The organism is Actinomyces acetigenes (assembly GCF_031296635.1).
GTDB classification, from domain to species: Bacteria; Actinomycetota; Actinomycetes; order Actinomycetales; family Actinomycetaceae; genus Actinomyces; species Actinomyces acetigenes.
The window spans coordinates 113,143-132,822 of the sequence record NZ_JASPFC010000003.1; the positions used below are offsets into that span (position 1 = coordinate 113,143).

The 19,680-nt window shown below is 68.0% G+C and carries 22 protein-coding genes; 8 read left to right on the plus strand and 14 right to left on the minus strand.

The genetic code is table 11. The features are described from left to right. Positions 1-99 precede the first annotated feature (99 nt). A complete protein-coding gene (locus RIV14_RS02075; RefSeq protein WP_075373310.1) occupies positions 100-399 on the minus strand; it encodes a hypothetical protein in 300 nt (99 codons plus the stop codon). A gap of 24 nt (positions 400-423) precedes the next feature. On the opposite strand from RIV14_RS02075, the gene RIV14_RS02080 reads away from it, so the two are divergent. From RIV14_RS02080 to RIV14_RS02095, 4 genes are read left to right on the plus strand one after another with little or no spacing between them, the layout of a single operon-like run. Then, positions 424-1,110 carry a hypothetical protein gene (locus RIV14_RS02080; RefSeq protein ID WP_075402890.1) on the plus strand — a complete coding sequence of 229 codons (687 nt, stop codon included), beginning with the start codon at positions 424-426 and terminating at the stop codon, positions 1,108-1,110. Next, positions 1,107-1,886: a thioesterase II family protein gene (locus tag RIV14_RS02085; RefSeq protein WP_075373312.1), complete on the plus strand. Its 780-nt coding sequence runs from the start codon at positions 1,107-1,109 to the stop codon at positions 1,884-1,886. Before RIV14_RS02080 ends, RIV14_RS02085 begins: the two co-directional genes overlap by 4 nt. A 24-nt stretch (positions 1,887-1,910) precedes the next feature. After that, positions 1,911-2,609, plus strand: a complete 699-nt coding sequence (locus tag RIV14_RS02090; protein WP_075373313.1) for an ABC transporter ATP-binding protein — start codon at positions 1,911-1,913, stop codon at positions 2,607-2,609. An 11-nt stretch (positions 2,610-2,620) separates the two neighbouring features. After that, positions 2,621-4,861 (plus strand): ABC transporter permease, encoded by a 2,241-nt coding sequence (locus RIV14_RS02095; RefSeq protein WP_256699356.1) that lies wholly within the window; start codon positions 2,621-2,623, stop codon positions 4,859-4,861. 11 nt (positions 4,862-4,872) lie between these two features. Here RIV14_RS02095 and RIV14_RS02100 read toward each other — a convergent pair whose 3' ends face one another. The 7 genes from RIV14_RS02100 to RIV14_RS02130 all read right to left on the minus strand — a co-directional run bounded on the left by RIV14_RS02100 (position 4,873) and on the right by RIV14_RS02130 (position 10,673). Continuing rightward, complete coding sequence (locus tag RIV14_RS02100) at positions 4,873-5,421, minus strand: 4'-phosphopantetheinyl transferase family protein (RefSeq protein WP_256699363.1); 549 nt, start codon at positions 5,419-5,421, stop codon at positions 4,873-4,875. A 280-nt stretch (positions 5,422-5,701) separates the two neighbouring features. Next, positions 5,702-6,190 carry a DUF3995 domain-containing protein gene (locus RIV14_RS02105; RefSeq protein WP_075373315.1) on the minus strand — a complete coding sequence of 163 codons (489 nt, stop codon included), beginning with the start codon at positions 6,188-6,190 and terminating at the stop codon, positions 5,702-5,704. A 39-nt stretch (positions 6,191-6,229) separates the two neighbouring features. Continuing rightward, positions 6,230-6,658: a D-aminoacyl-tRNA deacylase gene (dtd, locus tag RIV14_RS02110; RefSeq protein ID WP_075373316.1), complete on the minus strand. Its 429-nt coding sequence runs from the start codon at positions 6,656-6,658 to the stop codon at positions 6,230-6,232. Continuing rightward, a complete protein-coding gene (locus RIV14_RS02115; RefSeq protein WP_075373317.1) occupies positions 6,658-7,047 on the minus strand; it encodes a DUF2516 family protein in 390 nt (129 codons plus the stop codon). Before RIV14_RS02115 ends, dtd begins: the two co-directional genes overlap by 1 nt. A 228-nt stretch (positions 7,048-7,275) precedes the next feature. Then, positions 7,276-8,508 (minus strand): CAF17-like 4Fe-4S cluster assembly/insertion protein YgfZ, encoded by a 1,233-nt coding sequence (ygfZ, locus tag RIV14_RS02120; RefSeq protein WP_075373318.1) that lies wholly within the window; start codon positions 8,506-8,508, stop codon positions 7,276-7,278. Next, positions 8,508-9,233, minus strand: coding sequence for a heme-binding beta-barrel domain-containing protein (locus RIV14_RS02125; RefSeq protein WP_075373319.1), 726 nt, complete (start codon positions 9,231-9,233; stop codon positions 8,508-8,510). The genes ygfZ and RIV14_RS02125 overlap by 1 nt, the downstream gene beginning before the upstream one ends. 303 nt (positions 9,234-9,536) lie before the next feature. Further along, positions 9,537-10,673, minus strand: a complete 1,137-nt coding sequence (locus RIV14_RS02130) for a hypothetical protein (protein ID WP_075373320.1) — start codon at positions 10,671-10,673, stop codon at positions 9,537-9,539. A gap of 196 nt (positions 10,674-10,869) precedes the next feature. Here RIV14_RS02130 and RIV14_RS02135 point away from each other — a divergent pair, with 196 nt between their 5' ends. Continuing rightward, entirely contained in the window at positions 10,870-11,541 is a 672-nt protein-coding gene (locus RIV14_RS02135; RefSeq protein ID WP_070659766.1) for a winged helix-turn-helix domain-containing protein, read from the plus strand. A 446-nt stretch (positions 11,542-11,987) separates the two neighbouring features. On the opposite strand, the gene pstB is transcribed toward RIV14_RS02135, so the two are convergent. From pstB to pstS, 4 genes are all read right to left on the minus strand, one after another. Continuing rightward, on the minus strand, positions 11,988-12,767 hold the full coding sequence (gene pstB, locus RIV14_RS02140; RefSeq protein WP_003781705.1) for a phosphate ABC transporter ATP-binding protein PstB: 780 nt from the start codon (positions 12,765-12,767) through the stop codon (positions 11,988-11,990). Positions 12,768-12,848: 81 nt separating this feature from the next. Next, positions 12,849-14,057, minus strand: a complete 1,209-nt coding sequence (gene pstA / locus RIV14_RS02145) for a phosphate ABC transporter permease PstA (protein ID WP_178387906.1) — start codon at positions 14,055-14,057, stop codon at positions 12,849-12,851. A gap of 1 nt (position 14,058) precedes the next feature. Continuing rightward, a complete protein-coding gene (gene pstC / locus RIV14_RS02150) occupies positions 14,059-15,138 on the minus strand; it encodes a phosphate ABC transporter permease subunit PstC (RefSeq protein WP_256699357.1) in 1,080 nt (359 codons plus the stop codon). A gap of 30 nt (positions 15,139-15,168) precedes the next feature. Next, on the minus strand, positions 15,169-16,242 hold the full coding sequence (pstS, locus tag RIV14_RS02155) for a phosphate ABC transporter substrate-binding protein PstS (RefSeq protein WP_075373322.1): 1,074 nt from the start codon (positions 16,240-16,242) through the stop codon (positions 15,169-15,171). Positions 16,243-16,438: 196 nt separating this feature from the next. Between pstS and RIV14_RS02160 the strand changes: the two genes are divergently transcribed. Next, the gene (locus tag RIV14_RS02160) at positions 16,439-16,723 is read left to right on the plus strand and encodes a cell surface protein (protein ID WP_256699358.1); all 285 of its coding nucleotides are present in this window, start codon (positions 16,439-16,441) and stop codon (positions 16,721-16,723) included. Here RIV14_RS02160 and RIV14_RS02165 read toward each other — a convergent pair. Beyond that, positions 16,712-16,942, minus strand: a complete 231-nt coding sequence (locus tag RIV14_RS02165; protein ID WP_075373324.1) for a hypothetical protein — start codon at positions 16,940-16,942, stop codon at positions 16,712-16,714. The genes RIV14_RS02160 and RIV14_RS02165 overlap by 12 nt on opposite strands. A 504-nt stretch (positions 16,943-17,446) precedes the next feature. Here RIV14_RS02165 and RIV14_RS02170 point away from each other — a divergent pair. Beyond that, a complete protein-coding gene (locus RIV14_RS02170; RefSeq protein WP_143224246.1) occupies positions 17,447-18,208 on the plus strand; it encodes a DUF2599 domain-containing protein in 762 nt (253 codons plus the stop codon). Between the two features lie 59 nt (positions 18,209-18,267). Beyond that, complete coding sequence (locus tag RIV14_RS02175; RefSeq protein WP_256699359.1) at positions 18,268-18,534, plus strand: hypothetical protein; 267 nt, start codon at positions 18,268-18,270, stop codon at positions 18,532-18,534. A 115-nt stretch (positions 18,535-18,649) separates the two neighbouring features. Here RIV14_RS02175 and RIV14_RS02180 read toward each other — a convergent pair whose 3' ends face one another. After that, the gene (locus tag RIV14_RS02180; protein ID WP_075373326.1) at positions 18,650-19,678 is read right to left on the minus strand and encodes an NUDIX hydrolase; all 1,029 of its coding nucleotides are present in this window, start codon (positions 19,676-19,678) and stop codon (positions 18,650-18,652) included. Between the last annotated feature and the right edge of the window lie 2 nt (positions 19,679-19,680).

The window sequence follows — 19,680 nt, forward strand, 5'->3', positions numbered from 1 at the left end:
GCCGTCGGGGCCGGAGTGGCACGCGCCCTAGCGCGTATCGGGACCGATCTGCGTCTGGGCACACGAGTACCCAGACGCGTCCGTGGTCTCGTCGATGAGTTAGACCGTCTCGGCGAGCCCGATATCGAGGTCAGGACCGTCGATCTTGACGACGAGATTTCCTTCTTCTCCTTCCTCGACGGCCTCGACGCTGTCGTATGCTGCGCGGCCCCATCCTCCCGCTGGTCCGGTCCGACCGCCCGTAAGGCCCTCACCGCCGGTGTCCCCCTTGTCGACCCCGCGGGGGGCGACCTGCTTCGCACGCTCGACAAGCCAGATGATCTCCGCAGGGGCAGCGGCCGCTCCGCCGTCGTCGTCGACGCCGGCATGCAGCCCGGCCTCACTGGTCTCATAATGCATACGCTCCTCGCTCGCGCACCTTCAGTGCCCCGCAGCGTAGGTCTATGGCACGGAGGCCTGGGTCCCCTCCCGGAGGGCTCCGCCCGAGACCTCCTCCTCGACACAGGCACAGGCGGTGCCACCCCGCACACCCGCCGTCTTGCGTACCGCGTCGTCCCATTCCTGGGCGGGACCCACCAGCTGCCGTCCGACGTGCCCCCGACGGCGAGCGTCACACCGGTCCTCACCGAGGAGATCAACCGGATCTGCTCCGCCTACGGCGTCCCCGACGCGGTCGAGTATCAGATCATCAACGGCGAGCACGTCGCCGAGGTGGCGCGCTACTACGCCGCCTCACCCGTACGACTCGGGGATGAGGAACGTCTGGAGGAGGCCGTCCGCCGACTCCGGGACGCTGCCCGGGTGGACTGCACCGGCTGTCGGCCTACCTACACGCTGCACGGGTGGGCCGGTGACGACGAGCTCGTCGTCACCACCGACGCGCCCTTCACTCTCACGGCGGAAATCACCGCACTGGCCGCTCTCTGCGTCATCGAGGGACGAGTCGACTCCGCGGTCCTCCCGCTTGACGAGGCTGTTGACCCCACCTGGGTTCTCTCCCGGCTGGGAACACTGCCTGGCGTCACCGTCACCGATAACTCCTGGCTCGAAACCGGGGAAGACACTCCCGACGGAACGAATTGCGACATGGAGGAGGGGGAGATCCTGTGACCTGCCTGGCGCTGGCTTCGGCACTCCGCAACCCGCTGCTGTCCGCCGTTGGCCAGGCCCAGACCCCGACTGCGGCGGTCCTCGGGCTGCCGCACGCTGGCGGGACCTGCCGCCTGTTCCGCGGCTGGGAGAGGCTCCTACCTCAGGACACACAGCTTCTCGCGCTGCGCTACCCGGGCAGGGAGGCTCGCCTCACCCACGCCCCCTTCCGCCGGATGAGCGACCTCGTCGAACAGATCCTCTCTGCAACTCTCTTCCTGGAGGACATGGATCTGTACCTCTTCGGCCACTCCATGGGTGCACTCGTCGGATATGCGGTGTGCCAGGAAATGGAGGCCCGGGGTCGCCGTGCGCCCTCAGGGCTCGTCGTATCCTCAAGCCGGCCTCCCTGGAGCGTGCCCGACAACGCCCCGATTCATAGCCGGAGCGACGCGAGCCTGTGCGAGGAGCTCCTCGCCCTGGACGGCACACCTCCAGAGATCCTCAAGGACCCGGCAACACGGGATCTCGTCCTGTCCCCACTGCGGGCCGACTACGAGCTGCTCGAGACCTGGACGCCCATGGAGGGGCCCATCGACTCTCCCATCCACGAGATCCACGGAGACGCGGATACTCTCACTGAGGACGACGTCAACGGTTGGAGATGCTCCACCACGAGTGATTTTCGTTCACGGACCGTTCCCGGCGGGCACTTCTACCTATCAGATTCCCCAGCTCTCGCCATCCATTGTCTGACGGACCTCATCCGGTCCCGTCGCACCACCGACCACCAGTAATACCAACGAAGAAGGGCACCACACATGGACATCCGCATCGACTCGGTCAACAAGTCCTTCGGGCAGGGCGACGGTAAAATCCACGTCCTCAAGGACGTCTCCTGCACGATTAACGAGTCAGAGATATGCACGATCGTCGGTGCGAGTGGTTCTGGTAAATCGACTCTACTCAACTGCCTCGGTGGGCTGGACCGGCCCGACTCCGGCACGATCCTGGTCGGAGATCGGGAGGTCACCTCGCTCAGCCGTAAGGATCTCGGCCGCTACCGCCGCGACCTCGTGGGCTTCGTCTTCCAGTTCTACAACCTCGTCCCGACCCTGACCGCCCGTGAAAACGTCGGCGTCTGCCAGTACCTGAGCGACGACCCCATGCCTCTGGACGATCTGCTCGCCGACCTCGGGCTGGCCGACCACCGTAACAAGTTCCCCTCCCAGCTCTCCGGCGGGCAGCAGCAGCGCTGTGCCATCGCCCGCGCACTCATCAAACGTCCACGGCTGCTTCTGTGCGATGAGCCCACCGGAGCACTCGACTACGAGACGAGCAAGGAGATGCTTTCCCTTCTTGAACGTATCAACCGCGACCTGGGCACGACCATCGTCATCGTCACGCACAACCAGGTGCTCGCCGAGATGGCGCACCGCACCATCACTGTCCGCGACGGCCGTATCTCCGATGTCGAGGTCCGGAAGGACCCCGCGCTCGCCTCGAGCCTGACCTGGTGAAGGGACGCGCCATGAAAATGCTCAACATGCAGCTCCTGCGCGATCTGCGCTCCCAGTGGTCGCGCTACCTCGCCTCTGCCCTGCTGATCCTCCTCGGCGTCGTCGTGTCCGCAGGTATGGCTGCCGGCAACGGCGCCGCCCTGGCTACTGCCAAGGACGCACAGGACACCGGCAACGTCGAGGACGGGTACCTCGAGCTCACGGCCGAGCTGACCCATGATCAGCTCACCTCGTTGAGGAACAAGGGTTTGACCGTCGAACGCGCCGAGTTCACCGACGTCCCGGCCGCAGACAACTCCACCGTTCGCGTCTACGAGAACCGCAGCACGATCGACCGCATCAACCTGGAGTCCGGGGCCCTGCCCACGGCGAACGATGAGATCGCACTCGAGCAGACCTACGCCAGGGCCCACAACCTCAAGGTCGGGGACACACTCGACCTCGACGGCACCAGACTCACCATCACCGGTATCGGCTCCACCCCAGACTATGCGACTGTCGTCGCCCGTCCCACCGACACGGCTGCCGATCCCGACGAGTTCGGAACCGCCTTCACCGCCGCGAGCACCGTGGAGTCCCTCGCTAAACAGGGCAACACGCTGACCACCACCTACGTCTACCTCCTGGGCGACTCCGATATGAAGGCCACTGACATCGTCAGCGAGATCAGCAACGCTCTCAAGGACCGCACCGGCACCGCCCAGGTCTCCTCCTACCTCGAACACGACGACAATCCCCGCATCGTCACCGTCATCGATGACCAGACTGTCACCGTCCAGGCCGCCTATATCGCCGGATTCGTAGCGCTGGTCCTCATCGCCTACGTGCTCTCTGTCCTCACTGCCGACAATATTCGCCGCCAGTCACCCGTCATCGGCACCTTCTACGCACTCGGCATCACCAGACGCGAACTCATCGCCCATTACATGCTCCTGCCCGTCATCCTGGCCGCCGTGTGCGCCGTCGCCGGTACGGTCGGAGGTTTCCTGGCTGCACCGGCCATGCAGAACGCGACGACCTACTACTCGATTCCGGCCCTCAGGTCAGTGGTCTCACCGGGCGTCATCGCCTATGGCATCCTCACGCCGCTCGTCACCGTGACGCTCGTCAGCTTCCTTGTCCTACGCAGGAAACTCGCCAAGGAGCCGCTACAGTTGCTTCGCCGCGACACCGGCCAACGTCCGCCATCGAGGGCGACGCTCGCGTCCCTCCCCTTCGCGTTCAGCTTCCGCCTACGCTCCTTCATGCGCGCTTGGACCACTTATGTGCTCATGCTGCTCGGAGTCGTCCTGTCCCTCCTGCTCATGGTCTTCAGCTTCGGCATGCACGACTCCGTCGTGTCCTACGCCGACGAGGTGCGCGAGGACATCAAATTCGAGGTCGTCTACGTCTTCCTTGGCGCACCGCCCACGAGTCCGGACGGCGCCGAGACAGCGACGCTGAGGTCCGCCAAGCTCGTGGGCGCTGAAGGCGCTGGCGCCAGCCTGTCAGTCATTGGCATCGACAAAGACACCCAGTACTTCGACGTCGACCTGTCCGGCACCGACGAGACCCACGTGCTCATCTCCAAGGCCGTTTCCCTGAGGTACGGCTACGAGGTGGGCGATGAGTTCACACTCGACCCCATGGACACGGACAACCGCAAGGTCGTCGTCGCCGGGATCGTCGACTACCCGCAGATGGCAGTCTTCGGCGAGCACGAGGACGTCAACGCCTTGCTCGGCCTCGACAAAGACTCCTCCAACGCGATCGTGACCGGCACCGTTAATGACGACCTCGACAATCAGGCGCAGTCGGTCATCAGCCGGTCTGACATGATCACCTCGGTAGACACCTTCACCCAAGCGATGCGCCCCACGATCCTCGTCCTGTTCGTCGCGTCAATCGGACTGTTCATCATCGTTATGTTCCTCCTCATGAGGATGGTGGTGGACCGCGAGCAGTACTCGATCTCCCTTATGAAGGCCCTCGGCTACGACGAGGCGGAGGTCGGTCATCTGTACCTGGGTAACTACGTCCTCCTCGTGCTGCTCTCCCTCGCCGTTGGACTGCCGCTCTCCATCGCCATCATGAAGCCGACCTGGCAGTACATGATCTCGAGTCTGGCGACAGCCTTCCCGTTCACCACGTCGTCTCGGTCCGTCATCCTCATCGTCATCATCGTTCTCGCCACGTATGGAGTCGTCCGATTCCTGTCCGGGCGGTACCTGCGCGGTGTCGACGTCACCGAGATCCTCAAGGATCGTGAGTAACAACCCATCGCTCACGTCCCCGCAGGCCACTTGCCTGCGGGGACAACGACGGCTGTCACGAGGATCCCATCACTCACACCCCAGCACCCAGTCAGTGTGAATTGGGTCCCCGTCTCGCCATGAATCTCAGCGGTCAGAACACCGTCACCAAGTGCGACATCCGCATCCTCGAAGCCGAGCCACGAACGCTCGCGCGGGTACCAGGCCTTGTAGACGGACTCCTTGGCGCTGAACAGGAGACGGTCCCAGGAGACATCCCCGCCAGGCAGAGCCCGCAACCGGCGCCGCTCTGCTGGGGAGGCAACAACGTCGATCACACCGGCTGGGAGTGGTTCGTCCGGCTCAGCATCAATGCCGATCGCATCCACATCATGCGCGAAGGCGACGGCGGCGGCGCGCAGACCGCGGCAGTGGGTCATCGAGCCGACGATACCGTTGGGCCAAGACGGTTCTCCAGCCTCGCCGGGAACAAGCGGGACAGGAGGGACACCGAGCCGGCCAAGCGCGAGGCGAGCGCAGGCACGCACAGTGACGAAGTCAGCACGACGCGAGACAAGCATGGAAGAGGCTCGTTCCTCCTCCTCGACAAAAAGTGGGACGTTGAGGTCAACTCGGCTGTCCGCGACTGCAACCTCGGTGGGCAGGAGCCCGTCATAGGCGGTCAGTTGCTCGGGCACGTCCTTATTCCTCTCCTGCTCCTTCTCTGCACTGCACAGGTTGTGGCCAGCACCAGGTGAACGCACAGTAGCCTGGAAGCGGAGCGCCTACATATCAAACCATCTCGGACAGAACAGTCCGCCCTGCCCGAGACGCGAGCGGTCCCGGGGCAGGGCCGGAGCCTCAAACCAGCCGCGATTCGACGATGTCGGAACGGCTCCAGCGCAGGTAGGCGACCGTCGCGGCCAGCACCAGGATCCCGCCCACCCAGAAGTGAGGCATCCACAGAACCAGCCGCCACCAGCCGTAGCGAGAGAGCGGCTCTCCGGACATGATCGTCGGGATCACCTGCGCCGAGCCGACCATCCCGTAGGTCATGAGCAGGGCTCCCGAGACCCAGCCGAAGGCCAGGCGCATCCAGCGCGGAACCCTGATGATGTCCGGGCGCAGAAGGGCGAAGCCGAAGACGACGAACCCCAGCTTCACCAGCCCGGAGACGAGGACAACCGCAACGAACCAGGTGGGTCTCTCCTGGGCGAGCCGCAGCCCCTCACCCTGAAGGACCGTGTCGACCAGCCATGGGGAGCCCAGCGCCCAGGACACGCTGATGCAGCCGAAGACGGCCCACCACAGCATCATGGCGATGACCACAGCCCGCGAACGCCCCGTCATCTCAGCGGCTCCTTCTGCGGCGTCCTCAGCTTAGTCGGTCTACTCGGCCTCGATGAGGATCGTCACCGGGCCGTCGGCCTCCATGTCGATCTTCATGTCGGCACCGAAGCGGCCGGTGGCCACCTCCAGGCCGCGCCCGCGCAGGTCCTCGGCCACAGCCTCCACCAGGGGCTCGGCCACCTCGCCGGGAGCCGCCTTGTTCCAGGTGGGGCGCCGGCCCTTGCGGGTGTCGGCGTACAGGGTGAACTGGGAGACGACGAGCACGGGCGCCCCGACGTCGGTCACCGAGAGCTCGCCCTCCAGGAGCCGCAGGTCCGCGATCTTGCGGGCCACGGTGGCCACCTGAGTGGGGCCGTCGTCGTGCGTGGCGCCCACGAGGACCATGAGGCCGGGGTGGGTGATCTCGCCGACCACCTCGCCGTCGACCCGCACCGCCGCCCGGTTGACCCGCTGAATGACCGCGCGCATCAGCGACCAGCGCTCCTGCCGCGCCCATCGCGCCTCGGCCGGCGCTGGGAGGCCCGCCCCGGAATACGGATCGAGGAGCGCACCCGCACCGGCGCCAGCGCCTGCAGCGCCGGGCGCACATCCGCCAGGTAGACGGCGCTGGCCACCACGCCCAGCAGGCCCAACATCGAGGCGGCCCCGAGCAGGCCGACAACAGCCGTGCCCACCGCGTTGACCACGTTCCAGAATCGCTTGGTGCTCTTTCCTGCTGCCGCGTAGTACTCCGCCGGCCGCATCAGGGAGTCGACCAGCGCCCAAATCCCCATGACGAGGGAGACGACCTGGGCGGCGATCCAGCTCCACCTGACCGCCTCGGCGAGAAAGAATGACACAGCATTGAGGACGCTCACGCACCCAGGCTACCGGTCGCCGGTCACCGAGCCCAGACAGGCGGCCACGCCCAGCGAGAACAGTTGACGCCTCACGCACCCGACAACCGTTGTTTCAGCCTCGAGCCGACAGCGACTGGCCACCGCGGGTGACAGCCCCCGGACCGTCACCGGGCGCAAGTCGGGCTCGGGTCCCAGAGCAGCCGGCCCGGGCTCGGGACATCCGAAACCAATCGGACTCGGGACCGCTCAGAGCCGCAGGCCCTTGCGCAGCTCGGCGCCGGGCCGCTCGGAGGGACTGGCCTGGGCGCGCCCCTCGGGGGAGACCAGCACCTCCTGGGCGGCGTCAACCCTCCCGACGGGGACGGTCTCGCCGGTGGCCTCGTCGACCTCGGTGATCTGCACGGTCAGCTGCTCGCCCACGGGCACGGCCCGGCGCAGCAGAGCCAGGGCGATGGGGCCGAGCTCGTGGTGACGCGCCACGGAGGTCACGGCGCCCACGACCCGCTCCCCCATGCGCACACTCGCCCCCGGCCGGGGCAGGTCGCCGACGAGACCGTCGAGCTGGAGCACGGTGAGGCGGCGCGGAGGCCGGCCCAGGTTGAGGGTGCGCGCAATCGTCTCCTGGCCCGGGTAGCAGCCCTTCGTCAGGTGCACGGCCGTGCGCAGCCAGTCCAGCTCGTGGGGGATCGCGCGGGCGTCGGCCTCGCGGGCCCAGCGGGGGCGGCCGGCCTCAATGCGCAGGGCCTCCCAGGCCAGGGCGCCGGCCAGGCGCCGACCCTCCTCTGCGGCGAGGAAGGCCTGCGCCACGGCGTCCACGCTCCGAACGGGCACGAGGACGAAGCCGGCCCGGTAGCCCTGGCCGGGATGCGGCCGGTCCGCTCCGACGTCGTAGCTCGTGCCGCCCTCGACGACACCCGGCCACGGGTCGCGCCACAGGCCGATGAGTGAGCCCTGGGGCTCGGCGGCGTCGGCCTGTGCCTCCGGTGAATCGGAGGCATCCGACGCGGTGTCGCGCGCCGCCTGGGCCAGGGCCTCGAGCCCCTCCCCCAGGGCGCCCAGCGCCATGACGTCGGGTCGCTCAGTCACCTCGACGCGCAGCATGAAGCGCATGGAGTCCAGAAAGGCCGCCAGCGCCTCGCCACTGTCGGCCTCCGTGACGAGCCAGAGCGTGCGGCCGTCGTCGAGGGCCGCGAGCGCGTGGGTGATGTGCCCCTGGGCGTCGAGGAGCAGCGTCTCCGCGCCGCCGTCGCCGGGCTCCAGGGCGGTGAGCACCTGGCTGGACAGTGTGGTCAGCCAGCTCAGGCGGTCCGGCCCGGTGACGGTGACGACGTCGCGCGCCAGGGCGCAGACCGCGCGCCCCTCGGCCAGGGCGGACTGCTCGCGGCCGGGGTCGCCGAAGTGGGCGGGGACGGCCTGGTCGGGGTCGCCCGGGGCGGAGGCGACGGCGCCGGGGCGGGTCAGCAGCGGGGAGGAGAGCATCAGGCGTTTGGCTCGGCGTCGTCGGAGGCGGGCGCAGAGGAGGTGGGGGACTCCTCGGCTGACTCAGCCGGGTCGAGGGCGGAGCCGGGCTGGGCGGCGGGGTCATTCACGTCGTCGACGCGGCCGAGGCGGCCCGAGGCGTAGGTGGTCACCTCGCTCTGGCCGAAGGCGGCCATGTCCTGGGTCCACATGAGGTCGCCGCCCACGAGCCCGAACATGCGGGTCATCTCCTCCACGGGGACGGCGGTGCGGGCCCGTCCCACGGCCTGGGTGCCGACCTGGGCGCGCGGCCCCTGGATCCAGCCCTCCCAGACGGCGACGTGGCCGGCGGGGTCGGCCGAGACGAGCTCGAGCCGGGTGACGGGGGTGAGCGGACCGCCGGAGCCCTTGGTGTCGGCGGCGTCGGCGTCGGGCTGCTCCTGGCCGACGGGCCGCCAGTAGGTGGTCTCGGTGGACCAGATCTGGGCGGGGGCCAGGAGGGAGGCGCCCTGGAGGCCGGGCATCTCGAAGTCGAGGTTCTTGGAGCGGGTGGCGTCGACCGTCCAGATGGTGGTGGTCTGGCGCAGGTAGGGGCCGCCGTCATGGTCGAAGGTCATCTCCTGGTAGACGGCCTGCTCGGGCACGATCTCGCCGTAGGTGAGGATGCCGTAACCGCGCCAGGTGCCGGCCAGCCACGCCAGCGGGTAGAGCTCGGGGGCCAGGTCGTCAGGAAGCGTGAATGCCATGCCCGCAGCCTACGACGTCACCCCGGGCCGCATCATGCGCGCCGCCCGCCCGGGCCGCGCGGATCCGCTGGCGCCCCGTGCGTCCACCGCATCCCGGAGCCGCAAATCCGGGCAGAATCTGCACCGCGGTGTCCAAATCTGTGACAAAGGCGGTGAGGAGCGCTGAGCGCGCCAGACGAAACCGCATGATTCCGCGGTTCCTTCGCTTGACCGCAGGGCTTCGTAGTCTCTTTGTCACCGATTTGGACATTCGGGCGCCTTGAGGGGGCGCTCTCGGGGCCTCGCTGGGCCGGGCGGCCGCCGTCAGCCGGCGATGAAGCCGCCCAGGAGGCGGGCGATGGCGTAGACCGGCACGCCGACCGACAGGATCGGCACAAGCGCGGAGGCCACCGCCGCCCGCCCGCCGGGCACCCACCGGTGGGTCCACAGGACGCGGTTGCCCGAGGCCATGAGGACCCCCGCCACGAAGCCGACGACCACGCAGGCCACGGCGCTCTGCAGGGCCGCGGTCGCGCTGATGTGGGACAGGCCGAAGAAGCCGGCCGAGGCCAGCACGTAGCCGGCGCCGCCGGCGAACAGGGCCGGCACCGTGACAGTGAGGGCCTCCAGCATCCGGGCACGCACGTTGAGGACGGTCAGGACGGCGCCGACGAACAGCGCCAGGCAGGTGGGCACGACGATGGCCGGGTCGGCCAGTCCCGGTTCCAGAGCGCACCAGGCCGAACCGGAGACCGCCACGAGGCAGCCGGCCACCGTTGAGGACAGGTCCTCGACCAGGTTGTGCCGGCCGTCGCGCCGCAGCATCTGGCCGACGAAAGCCAGCAGGATCGAGAAGGCCATGACCAGGCCGGCCACCCCCATGTCGTCGAGGAGGTAGACGCTGACGGCGGCCGACAGCCCACTGATCGTTATGACGATCGTGCCGCCCAGGTCGTGCCGGGCACGCACGAGTGCGGGCCAGCCCTGCGCGGCGGCCGGCACCAGGACGGCCACGAGGGCCAGCCTCACCCAGCCAGGCAGGACCGAGCCGACCGCCAGCAGCAACGGCACCACGCCCGCGAAGGCGAGCCGGGTCCAGGCCGGGTCCACCAGGCCCGGCTCCTTGGGACGGTTGGAGGCACGACGGGTGGCATAGCCCAGGTCCTCGGTGAGGTCGACGTCATCCCCTAAGTCCGCTGAGCGGGCCGTCCCCGGAGCACCGGAGGAGCTGGCCGACTCACCGGAGGTATCCGAGTCGGTCGCGCGTGCGGCGGGTTCCGACTCGGCGGGCCCGGCCGAGACGCCGGAGTCACCCGTGCTGATGACGCTGGCCCAGTCCGCCGCGCCGCCGGCGGCCGCCGGAACGGCTGCGGCAGGGAAGTGAGCGCGCGAGCCGCGGGAGGCCCCACGGGTGCGCGCGGCCGGCTGGGCTCGTCGGTGGTGGGTAGTCACAGCACGCATCGTCCCACACCCGGGCGGCCGCGGCGCCCACTCCAGCCCCACCCCATCATCCTCCTGGGTGGTCAGTATCTGGACAGTCGTTGCCCCAGGGGATTTCACCCGCGACCAGGTGTGGTTGACTTGTCCCAACAGTATCGCCGCTGCTCAGCTCGACTGCGCCGGCGAGTCCAGGTCGCGAGCCATGGGAGGAGCAGCCATGCGGATCATCATGTTCACTCGTGAGAGTGAGGCCACTGATGTCCTGCCGGCGACCGCCTTCCTCGACTCCCCGGTGGAGTGCCTCCCCCCGATGCCGTCCTCCTACGCGGAGGTGGACAGCGCCGACGTCGTCATGATCGACGCCCGCGGGGACCTGACCCGCGCCCGCGCTCTGTGCCAGCTCTTCACCGGGCCCATGGACTGCCCGCCCATCATCCTCATCGTGGAGGAGGGCGGCGCCGCCGCGGTGCAGATCGACTGGGGCGCCGCCGACTTCGTCATGGCCGGCGCCAAGCCCGCCGAGCTGTCGGCCCGGCTGCGGCTGCTGCGCGCCCACGTCCCGGTCGTGGACGAGGTCGACGACGACCGCATCGACGTGGGCGATCTCGTCATTGACGTCACCGCCTACACGGCCCGACTGCGCGGCACGATCCTGGACCTGACCTACAAGGAGTTCGAGCTGCTGAAGTTCCTGGCCGCCAACCGGGGGCGGGTCCTGACCCGTGACGCGCTCCTGCACGAGGTGTGGGGCGAGGACTACATCGGCGGCTCGCGCACGGTGGACGTGCACATCCGTCGCCTGCGCGCGAAGCTGGGCACCGAGCACGACAACCTCATCGGCACGGTGCGCAACGTCGGCTACCGCCTGGACGCCCCCGAGGACGCCTGAACGCAACAGTTCCGGGAAGACCGGGACGGCCCGGACAGGGCAGATCCAGCCAAGGGCAGACCAGGCGCCCGTCCGCCGGGTGGATTCACCGCGTGGACACCGCCGCGGCCCGGAGCCCGGGCCTGTAGACTTTTATGCGGCGTCGGGCCGTGACGGGCCCCGGGCTCCAACTCAAGCCGCCGCGAGCGGCATTCGCGCCGACTGGCGCTCTCCGGCCCGACGTCCCCCTCTCCCGAGCGTCCTGTCGCCGGCCTCCCTCTCGTGACCGCACCGCCGTGTCACGCAAGGCGCCCAAAAGTGTCACTCCGGGCGACTTTTACCTGCGCGGCACCGGCTCTCGGATCGACGTGGCATACGCTGACCTGCACAAACGTAATTCCGAGGTGCTCAGACCGGCCTCAGGCGACCTGAAAAGTCGCCATTCGTGACACCTGGCCCCTCGATCCTCACCCGAAGCGGCCGGAAATGTAGTCCTCGGTGGCCTGCTGGCTGGGGGCGGAGAAGATCTTGTCGGTGGAGTCGTACTCGACGAGGTGGCCCGGCTTGCCGGTCGCCTCCAGGTTGAAGAATCCGGTCATGTCGCTCACGCGCGAGGCCTGCTGCATGTTGTGGGTGACGATGACGATCGTGTAGTCCGTCTTGAGCTCGGAGATGAGGTCCTCGATAGCGAGCGTGGAAATGGGGTCCAGGGCGGAGCAGGGCTCGTCCATGAGCAGGACGGCGGGCTTGACCGCGATGGCGCGGGCGATGCACAGGCGCTGCTGCTGACCCCCGGACAGGCCCAGGCCGGGACGGTCCAGGCGGTCCTTGACCTCGTCCCACAGGTTGGCTCCGCGCAGGGAGGCCTCCACCAGGTCGTCCGCGTCGGACTTCTTGATGCGCCGGTTGTTGAGGCGCACGCCGGCCAGGACGTTCTCGGCGATGGACATGGTGGGGAAGGGATTGGGCCGCTGGAAGACCATGCCGATGGCGCGGCGCACCTGGACGGCATCGACGCCGGGACCGTAGAGGTTGACGCCGTCGACGATGACCTGGCCCTCGACGCGGGCGCCGGGGATGGTCTCGTGCATACGGTTGAGGGTGCGCAGGAAGGTGGACTTCCCGCAGCCGGAGGGGCCGATGAGGGCGGTGACGGACTTGGGCTCGATGACGACGTTGACGTCCTTCACGGCCAGGAAGTCGCCGTAGTAGATGTTCTCGCCGATGACGTCGATGCGCTTGGACACGTCGGTTCCTTTACCTGAGGTGGACTGCTGAGGGCTCTGGGGCGCTGCGGGCGCGGTGGTCCCGAGACGGCTCCGACTGGTCTAGCGCCGGCCGCCCTTGGGACTGAAGTACTTGGAGATGAGGCGGGCGGCGAGGTTGAGCAGCATGACCAGGATGATGAGGGTCAGCGCCCCGGCCCAGGCCCGCTCCATGGCGGCGGCCTCCCCGCGGGAGTACTGGTCGTAGACGAGCACCGGCAGGGTGGCCATGGAGCCGTCCAGCGGGTTGGTGTTGGTGCGGATCGTCAGGCCCACGGTGATGAGCAGCGGGGCGGTCTCGCCGATGACGCGGGCGATGGCGATCATGACGGAGGTGGTGATGCCGGCCACCGCGGTGCGCAGCACGACCTTGACGATGGTGAGCCACTTGGGCACGCCCAGCGCGTAGGAGGCCTCGCGCAGGTGGGAGGGGACGAGCTTGAGCATCTCCTCCACGCCGCGGATGACCACCGGCGTCATGAGGACGCTCAAGGCGACTGCCCCGATGATGCCGGCCTGGTAGCGGGGGCCGGCCACGATGAGGAAGATCGAGTAGGCGAACAGCCCGGCCACGATCGAGGGGATGCCGGTCATGACGTCGACGAGGAAGGTGATGACCCGCGCGATCCAGCCGCCGTTGTACTCCACGAGGAAGACGGCGGTAAACAGTCCCAGGGGCACCGAGATGAGGGTGGCGATCCCGGTGATCTGCAGGGTGCCGACGACGCCGTGGTAGAAGCCGCCGTTGGAGGCGTCGGCGCCGCGCATGTTGGTGGTCAGGAAGTCATAGCCGAAGCGGGCCGAGCCGCCCGACAGAACCATCCACACCAGGGAGACCAACGGCACCATGACGACGGCGAAGGACAGGTAGATGAGGAGGGTCACCAGGGTGTTGCGGCCCCAGCGCTCGCCCTCGCGCACCCAGGACACGGCGGTGGCGCCCACCACCCACACCAGGGCGGTCAGGGCGACGACGGCGGCGATGCTCCACCCGACCAGCAGACCGATCCCGCCGACGACGACGAAGGCGGCTCCCAGCGCCGCCCAGATGAACCAGTCGGGCAGGCGGTAGGAGGTCAGGGGCACGCCCTCGATGGTGGGCGGGTCAGCCAGTGGGTCGACGGGGGCGGCCGGGGCCTCGGCGGCCGCGAGCGCGGCCTTGAGGGACTTGGGCGCGGGGGCGCCGGTCTCGCCGGCGGTGGGCTCGGGGCGGGAGGACGCGCCGTTGGAGGCGGCGCCGGCGGTGGGCTCGGGGGTGTTCGTGGGCGTCATGTCAGCTGGCTCCTGAGAACTCGGAGCGGCGCGCGATGATCCACCGCGCCAGGGAGTTGACCGCGAAGGTGATGATGAACAGGACCAGGCCGGTGGCGATGAGCACGTTGACGCTCAATCCGTAGGCCTCGCGGAACTGCGAGGCGATGTTGGCGGCGATGGTCTGGTGCTGGCCGGCCTGGAGGATGCGCAGGTTCAGCCCCATGCCGGGTGAGAGGATCATGAGGACGGCCATGGTCTCGCCCAGGGCGCGCCCGAGCCCCAGCATGGAGGCGGAGATGATGCCGGAGCGGCCAAACGGCAGGACGGCCTGGCGGATCATCTCGTAGCGGGTGGCGCCCAGGGCCAGGGAGGCCTCCTCCTGGAGGGTGGGCGTCTGGAGGAAGATCTCGCGGATGGTGGCGGTGATGATCGGCAGGATCATGACCGCCAGGACCAGGGAGGCGGTGGTGATGTTCTTGGCCGGGGCCGTGTAGTCGGCGAACAGCGGGATGAAGCCGAGGTGCTCGCTGAGCCAGGTGTTGATGGGGTCGAGCAGGGGCACCAGCCACAGGAAGCCCCACAGGCCGAAGACCACGGAGGGGATCGCTGCCAGCAGGTCCACCATGTAGCCCAGGGCCTGGGCCAGGTGGCGCGGGGCGAAGTGGGAGATGAACAGGGCCACCCCGATGCTCAGCGGCACCGCGACGCCCAGGGCGATGGTCGAGGACAGCAGCGTGCCGAAGACGAGCGGGGCCACGTAGCCCCACAGGCTGCGGTCACGCATGAAGGAGACCGACTCCAGGGTCTGGCGCGAAGCCGTCAGGGCGGGCAGCGCCTCCCGGATGAGGAAGGCGGCCACGAGGGCGAGCACCACCATGATGAAGGTGCCGGCGCCGAAGGACAGGCCGGTGAAGATCCTGTTGCCGGTCTGCCCGGGGGCCTTGCCGGGCTGGATGATGGCGTCGTCGGTGCTGCTGGAGGCGGTCGCGGTGCCCGCTGGGGGCGGCGACGACGGCGGTGGAGTGGTGCTGCTGGCCACGGCTGACCCTCCTCGGGGTGTCTGGGGCGGCGGCTGGGCGGGTGGGTGCTGGCTGGTCATGTGGTTCGGTGCGGCGTCGGGCCGGCCGGCTCAGGCGGCGATCTTGTCGATGGCGGCGTTGATCTTCTCGCGCATCTCGCGAGTGATGGGGGCGCAGCCGGTGGCCTTGGTGGAGGCGTCCTGTCCCCGGGTGGAGGCGGCGAAGCGCAGGTAGGCCTTGACGACGGCGGCGATCTGGGCGTCGTCGTAGCGCAGGCGGGCGGCGAGGTAGGAGACCAGGACAATGGGGTAGGCGCCCTCGGCGTCGTGGCTGGGCTGGTAGAGCAGGCGGGTCTCGTCGGCCTCGGTGCCCAGGGTGGCGGCGTCGAGGGCGGTGGCTGCGGCCTTGGCGGAGACGGGCACGTAGGCCCCGTTGGAGCCGACGGCGACGGTGCCCAGGGTGGCGGGGACCTTGGAGGCGTCGGCGTAGCCGATGGTGCCGGTGGCCGCGGAGACGGTCTGGATCATGCCGGCGGTGCCGTCGCCGGACTGGCCGCCGCGCAGTGGCCAGGTCTCCTCGGGCTCGTGGGGCCAGGCCTTGGGGGCGACGGTGGCCAGGTAGGTGGTCAGGGCCTTGGTGGTGCCCGAGTCGTCGGAGCGGCCCACGACGATGATCCGCTGGTCGGGCAGGGCGGCGCCGGGGTTGAGGGCGGCCAGGGCGGGGTCGTTCCAGCGGGTGATCGCCCCGGAGAGGACCTCGGCGAGGACCTCGCCGGTCATGTTGACGTGGGACTCGCCGGTGAAGCCGGGCAGGTTGTAGGCCACGGCGATCGGGGAGATGTAGAGGGGCAGCTCGACGGCGCCGCCGATCCTGCTGATCTCGTCGGCGGTCATGGGGGTGTCGGTGCCGGCGAAGTCGATGGCGCCCTCGACGAGCTTGGTGCGCCCGGCCCCGGAGCCGCCGCCGGCGTAGTCGACGGTGACGCGCAGGTTGGCACCCATGAAGGTGTTCATCCAGGCGTCCTGCGCGTCAGACTGGGAGGTGGCGCCCGCGCCGCGGATCTCCCCCACCAGGTCGCTGGAGGCGTTGGGGTCGGCGGCGCCGGCGTCGCGCCCGCAGGCGGTCAGCGCGGTCAGGGTGGCCGCGCTCAGGGCGCCCAGGGCGCCGCGACGGGTCAGGAGCACAGGCTCTCCTCGCTCAGTCAGAGGGGGTCGGAGGTCCAGTCGGATACCGGGTGATTGTCAGGCAGCGGTCACGATAGGCGCCCCGGATGAAGGTTCCGGGTGACCGGGGTAAACGGCCGGTAAACACCTCCCGTGAGGACGGTCATATTTCGATACGGTGGTGCGGAGACGACCGCTTCAGATGAAGGACATCGACATGACCCACGACCGCAACCTCACGATCTCCTCACGCCCCGCATTCTTCTCCGTGCTGGCGACGCTCAACGCCTCGGTCATCAGCTTCTTCGTGCTGTGGAGCAATGCCGACACCGCGGCAGTCAACCGTGCCGAGGAGCACGGTTTCGACCCCAACCAGCTGCTGCCCCACGCCATACCGTTCTGGTTCGCCGCTCATGCCTCACTGCTGAGCCTCCTGGCCCTCGACGTCCTCGCCTTCCTGGCATGGCGCAGGTCCCGCTCGCAGCCGGAGTCACCACGGTAAGCAGAGGAGACCTCGGCCGACGGTCGGGCCGACGCCGCCGATCCTGCTGATCTCGTCGGCGGTCATGGGGGTGTCGGTGCCGGCGAAGTCGATGGCGCCCTCGACGAGCTCGGTGCGCCCGGTCCCGGAGCCGCCAGCGGCGTCGCGCCCGCAGGCGGTCAGTGCGGTCAGGGTGGCCACGCTCAGGGTGCCCAGGGCGCCGCGGCGGGTCAGGAGCACGGGCTCGCCTCGCTCAGTCAGAGGGGGTCGGAGGTTCAGTCGGATACCGGGTGATGGTCAGGCAGCGGTCACGATAGGCGCCCCGGATGAGGGTTCTGGGCAGCGGCGGCAAGCGGATGGCAAACGATGCTTGTGAGACCGAACACAATTTGATACTGTGGTAAATATGTGGCACCCCATCGGGAGTTGAGGAGCGCTGACGGCCCCTGCGCAACGGGAGCCGCAACACCGTCGAACCTCTCCTTGCCGCATCTCCCCACACATCCCGGAACTCTCCGAACACAGAGAACCAGGAGCCAGTGATGAGAACTCGGAAGCCCCCCCCTACTAGTCGCCATCGTCAGCATCCCAGTACTTGCAGCCCTCGCCACACCCACTGCCGCAGATCCAGACCCCACAGCAACCACGCTCTCCAATGCCGGAGAAATCGTCACGCAGGACAATGCGACTCCAACCTCAAGTTCCGGCGGATATACGGTCGAGACAAGCAATAGCACTGTCACCATGCCCCGCCAGGCATCCGGTGACATCACGGTCGATGACAAGGACTCCGATAGCTCCGACATTAGAATTGCCCTATCAGGCAGCTCAGCAACAGCAGCAGAGTCTTCGCCAGTAGGAGGAATCATCTATAAGGACGGAGACCACAGCACAACAGTACTTCCAAAGAGTGACGGATCTGTCCAGATAGCAACAGTCATTGACTCAGCCTCCTCACCGAGCGACTATACGTACACCTTTAACGGAGCTGAAGGCTCTTCCTTTAAAATGGAAGACGATGGCAGCGTGTCCCTGATCGGAGCGGACGGAAAATGGCTAGGAGGCATAGCCGCCCCCTGGGCAAAGGACGCCAACGGGAAAAATGTGCCTACATCGTACAGTATAGACGGAAACAAGTTGACACAACATGTTTCCTTCGACAGCACCACTGCCTTCCCGGTCGTTGCAGACCCTTGGTGGGCAGGGAATCTCATCGACCACACCGAATGGGCTGACCTATGGGAGTGGAGTCCCACACTCATGGTGTATCCGACACTATGGGGGAGAACAGCAGGCATTGCATTCCGCGCCGCAGCCTGGCAGGAGACTCTCGACGAAACGGAGCGCAACGGCCACCCCAACCCAAACACTAGTTCTATGAAGAATCAGTTCTACTGCCATTGGGACGCAGTGAGACTATGGAACCCTACCAAACCGAGCTGGAATCTCGACACAAAAATTCCTGATCGAGGATTGGTCGGATTCCTACGGAATGGGTGCAACTGATGGCGAAACATTACAAAGATACGTCGCTTCACAGACTGACGTCAGTAATCCTGACGTTATTGAACCTTAGCGTAATCAGTCTGTATGGGATATGGTTCTCAGCTAACGCCACAACGACGGCTCGTGCGGAGGAGCACGGTTTCGACCCCAGCCAGCTGCTGCCCCACGCCATACCGTTCTGGTTCGCCGCTCATGCCTCACTGCTGAGCCTCCTGGCCCTCGACGTCCTCGCCTTCCTGGCATGGCGCAGGTCCCGCCGCCATGTGCCCCAGCAGCCGGATGTGATCAACGGGGCGTTACCGCACGACCACGTCATCCGCCAGTAGCAGTCCATCATCTCGAGAGGGGAATCAACTCGCGGGTTACCGGAGAATCCTGGTAACCCGCGAGTCCATAGTTCTCCCAGCAAAGACATCGGTTCGAGTCTGCGCCCCTTTCGAATCAGCGGCCCTCGGACAGGACGGGGCGCTGCTTCTCGATGGCGACGGCGCGGATCTTGCCGCGGGGGCGGCGGGCCATGTGAACCACGAGGATCTCACCGGTCTTGAGCCAGGGGTCCCGGTCGGGCACGGAGCGCAGGAGCTTTCCGGGGGCATACTGGGAGACGACCTCCATGATGGTGGGCAGGACGGGCCGGTGGGTGCACAGCGCCGTCGGCTCCTCGCGCACGCGAAGGACCTTCTTGACCACGGAGCGCACGCCCTTGGGGCTGTGGGCGTGGGCCATCTCGGTCAGCGCCCCGGCCGTCTCCAGGTCCAGGCCCGCGGCCGCGGCGTAGGGGGCGACCGTGTCCACGCAGCGCTTCCAGGGGCTGGTGATGACGCGCCCGACCCCGTAGGCGGCCAGGATCGGGACAAGGGCACGAGCCCGGGTCTCGCCCTGGTCGTGGGTCAGGGGGCGGGTGGCCTCGTCGGTCTCTTTGTCCCGCTCCTTGGGGCGGTTCCACACGGAGCGCTTGACGGCGCGGCCGTGGCGCACGAGGACCAGGGTCCAGGTGTCGAGCTTGCCGTCCTCCCACAGGTCGACGAGCTCTCCGAGCAGGTCGCGGTCGTAGGAGTAGGTCAGGCGCTTGCGGGCATGACCCACGCGCAGCCACTCGACGCCGTCGATCTCCTTGGCCGAGGCGGGCTTGACGGCGCAACGGGCGGCGACGGCGGCCGAGGCCTCGGGGGCGACGCGGGCGGCCCAGTAGTGGACCTCTTTGCGCGAACCGTCGCCGATCTTGTAGCGCACGCGGCTGAGGGGCTGGCCCAGGATCACCTGGACGCCGGTCTCCTCAGCGACCTCACGAACGGCGCAGGTGCGCACCGACTCGCAAGACTCGACCTTGCCCTTGGGAATGGACCAGTCGTCGTAGCGGGGACGGTGGACCAGGAGCACCTCGAGGTGCTTGCCGTTCTCACGCCACACGAGGGCGCCGGCGGCCTTCACGGTCTCGCGCGATCTGTTCTTCTTGCTGGAGGGGCTCATGG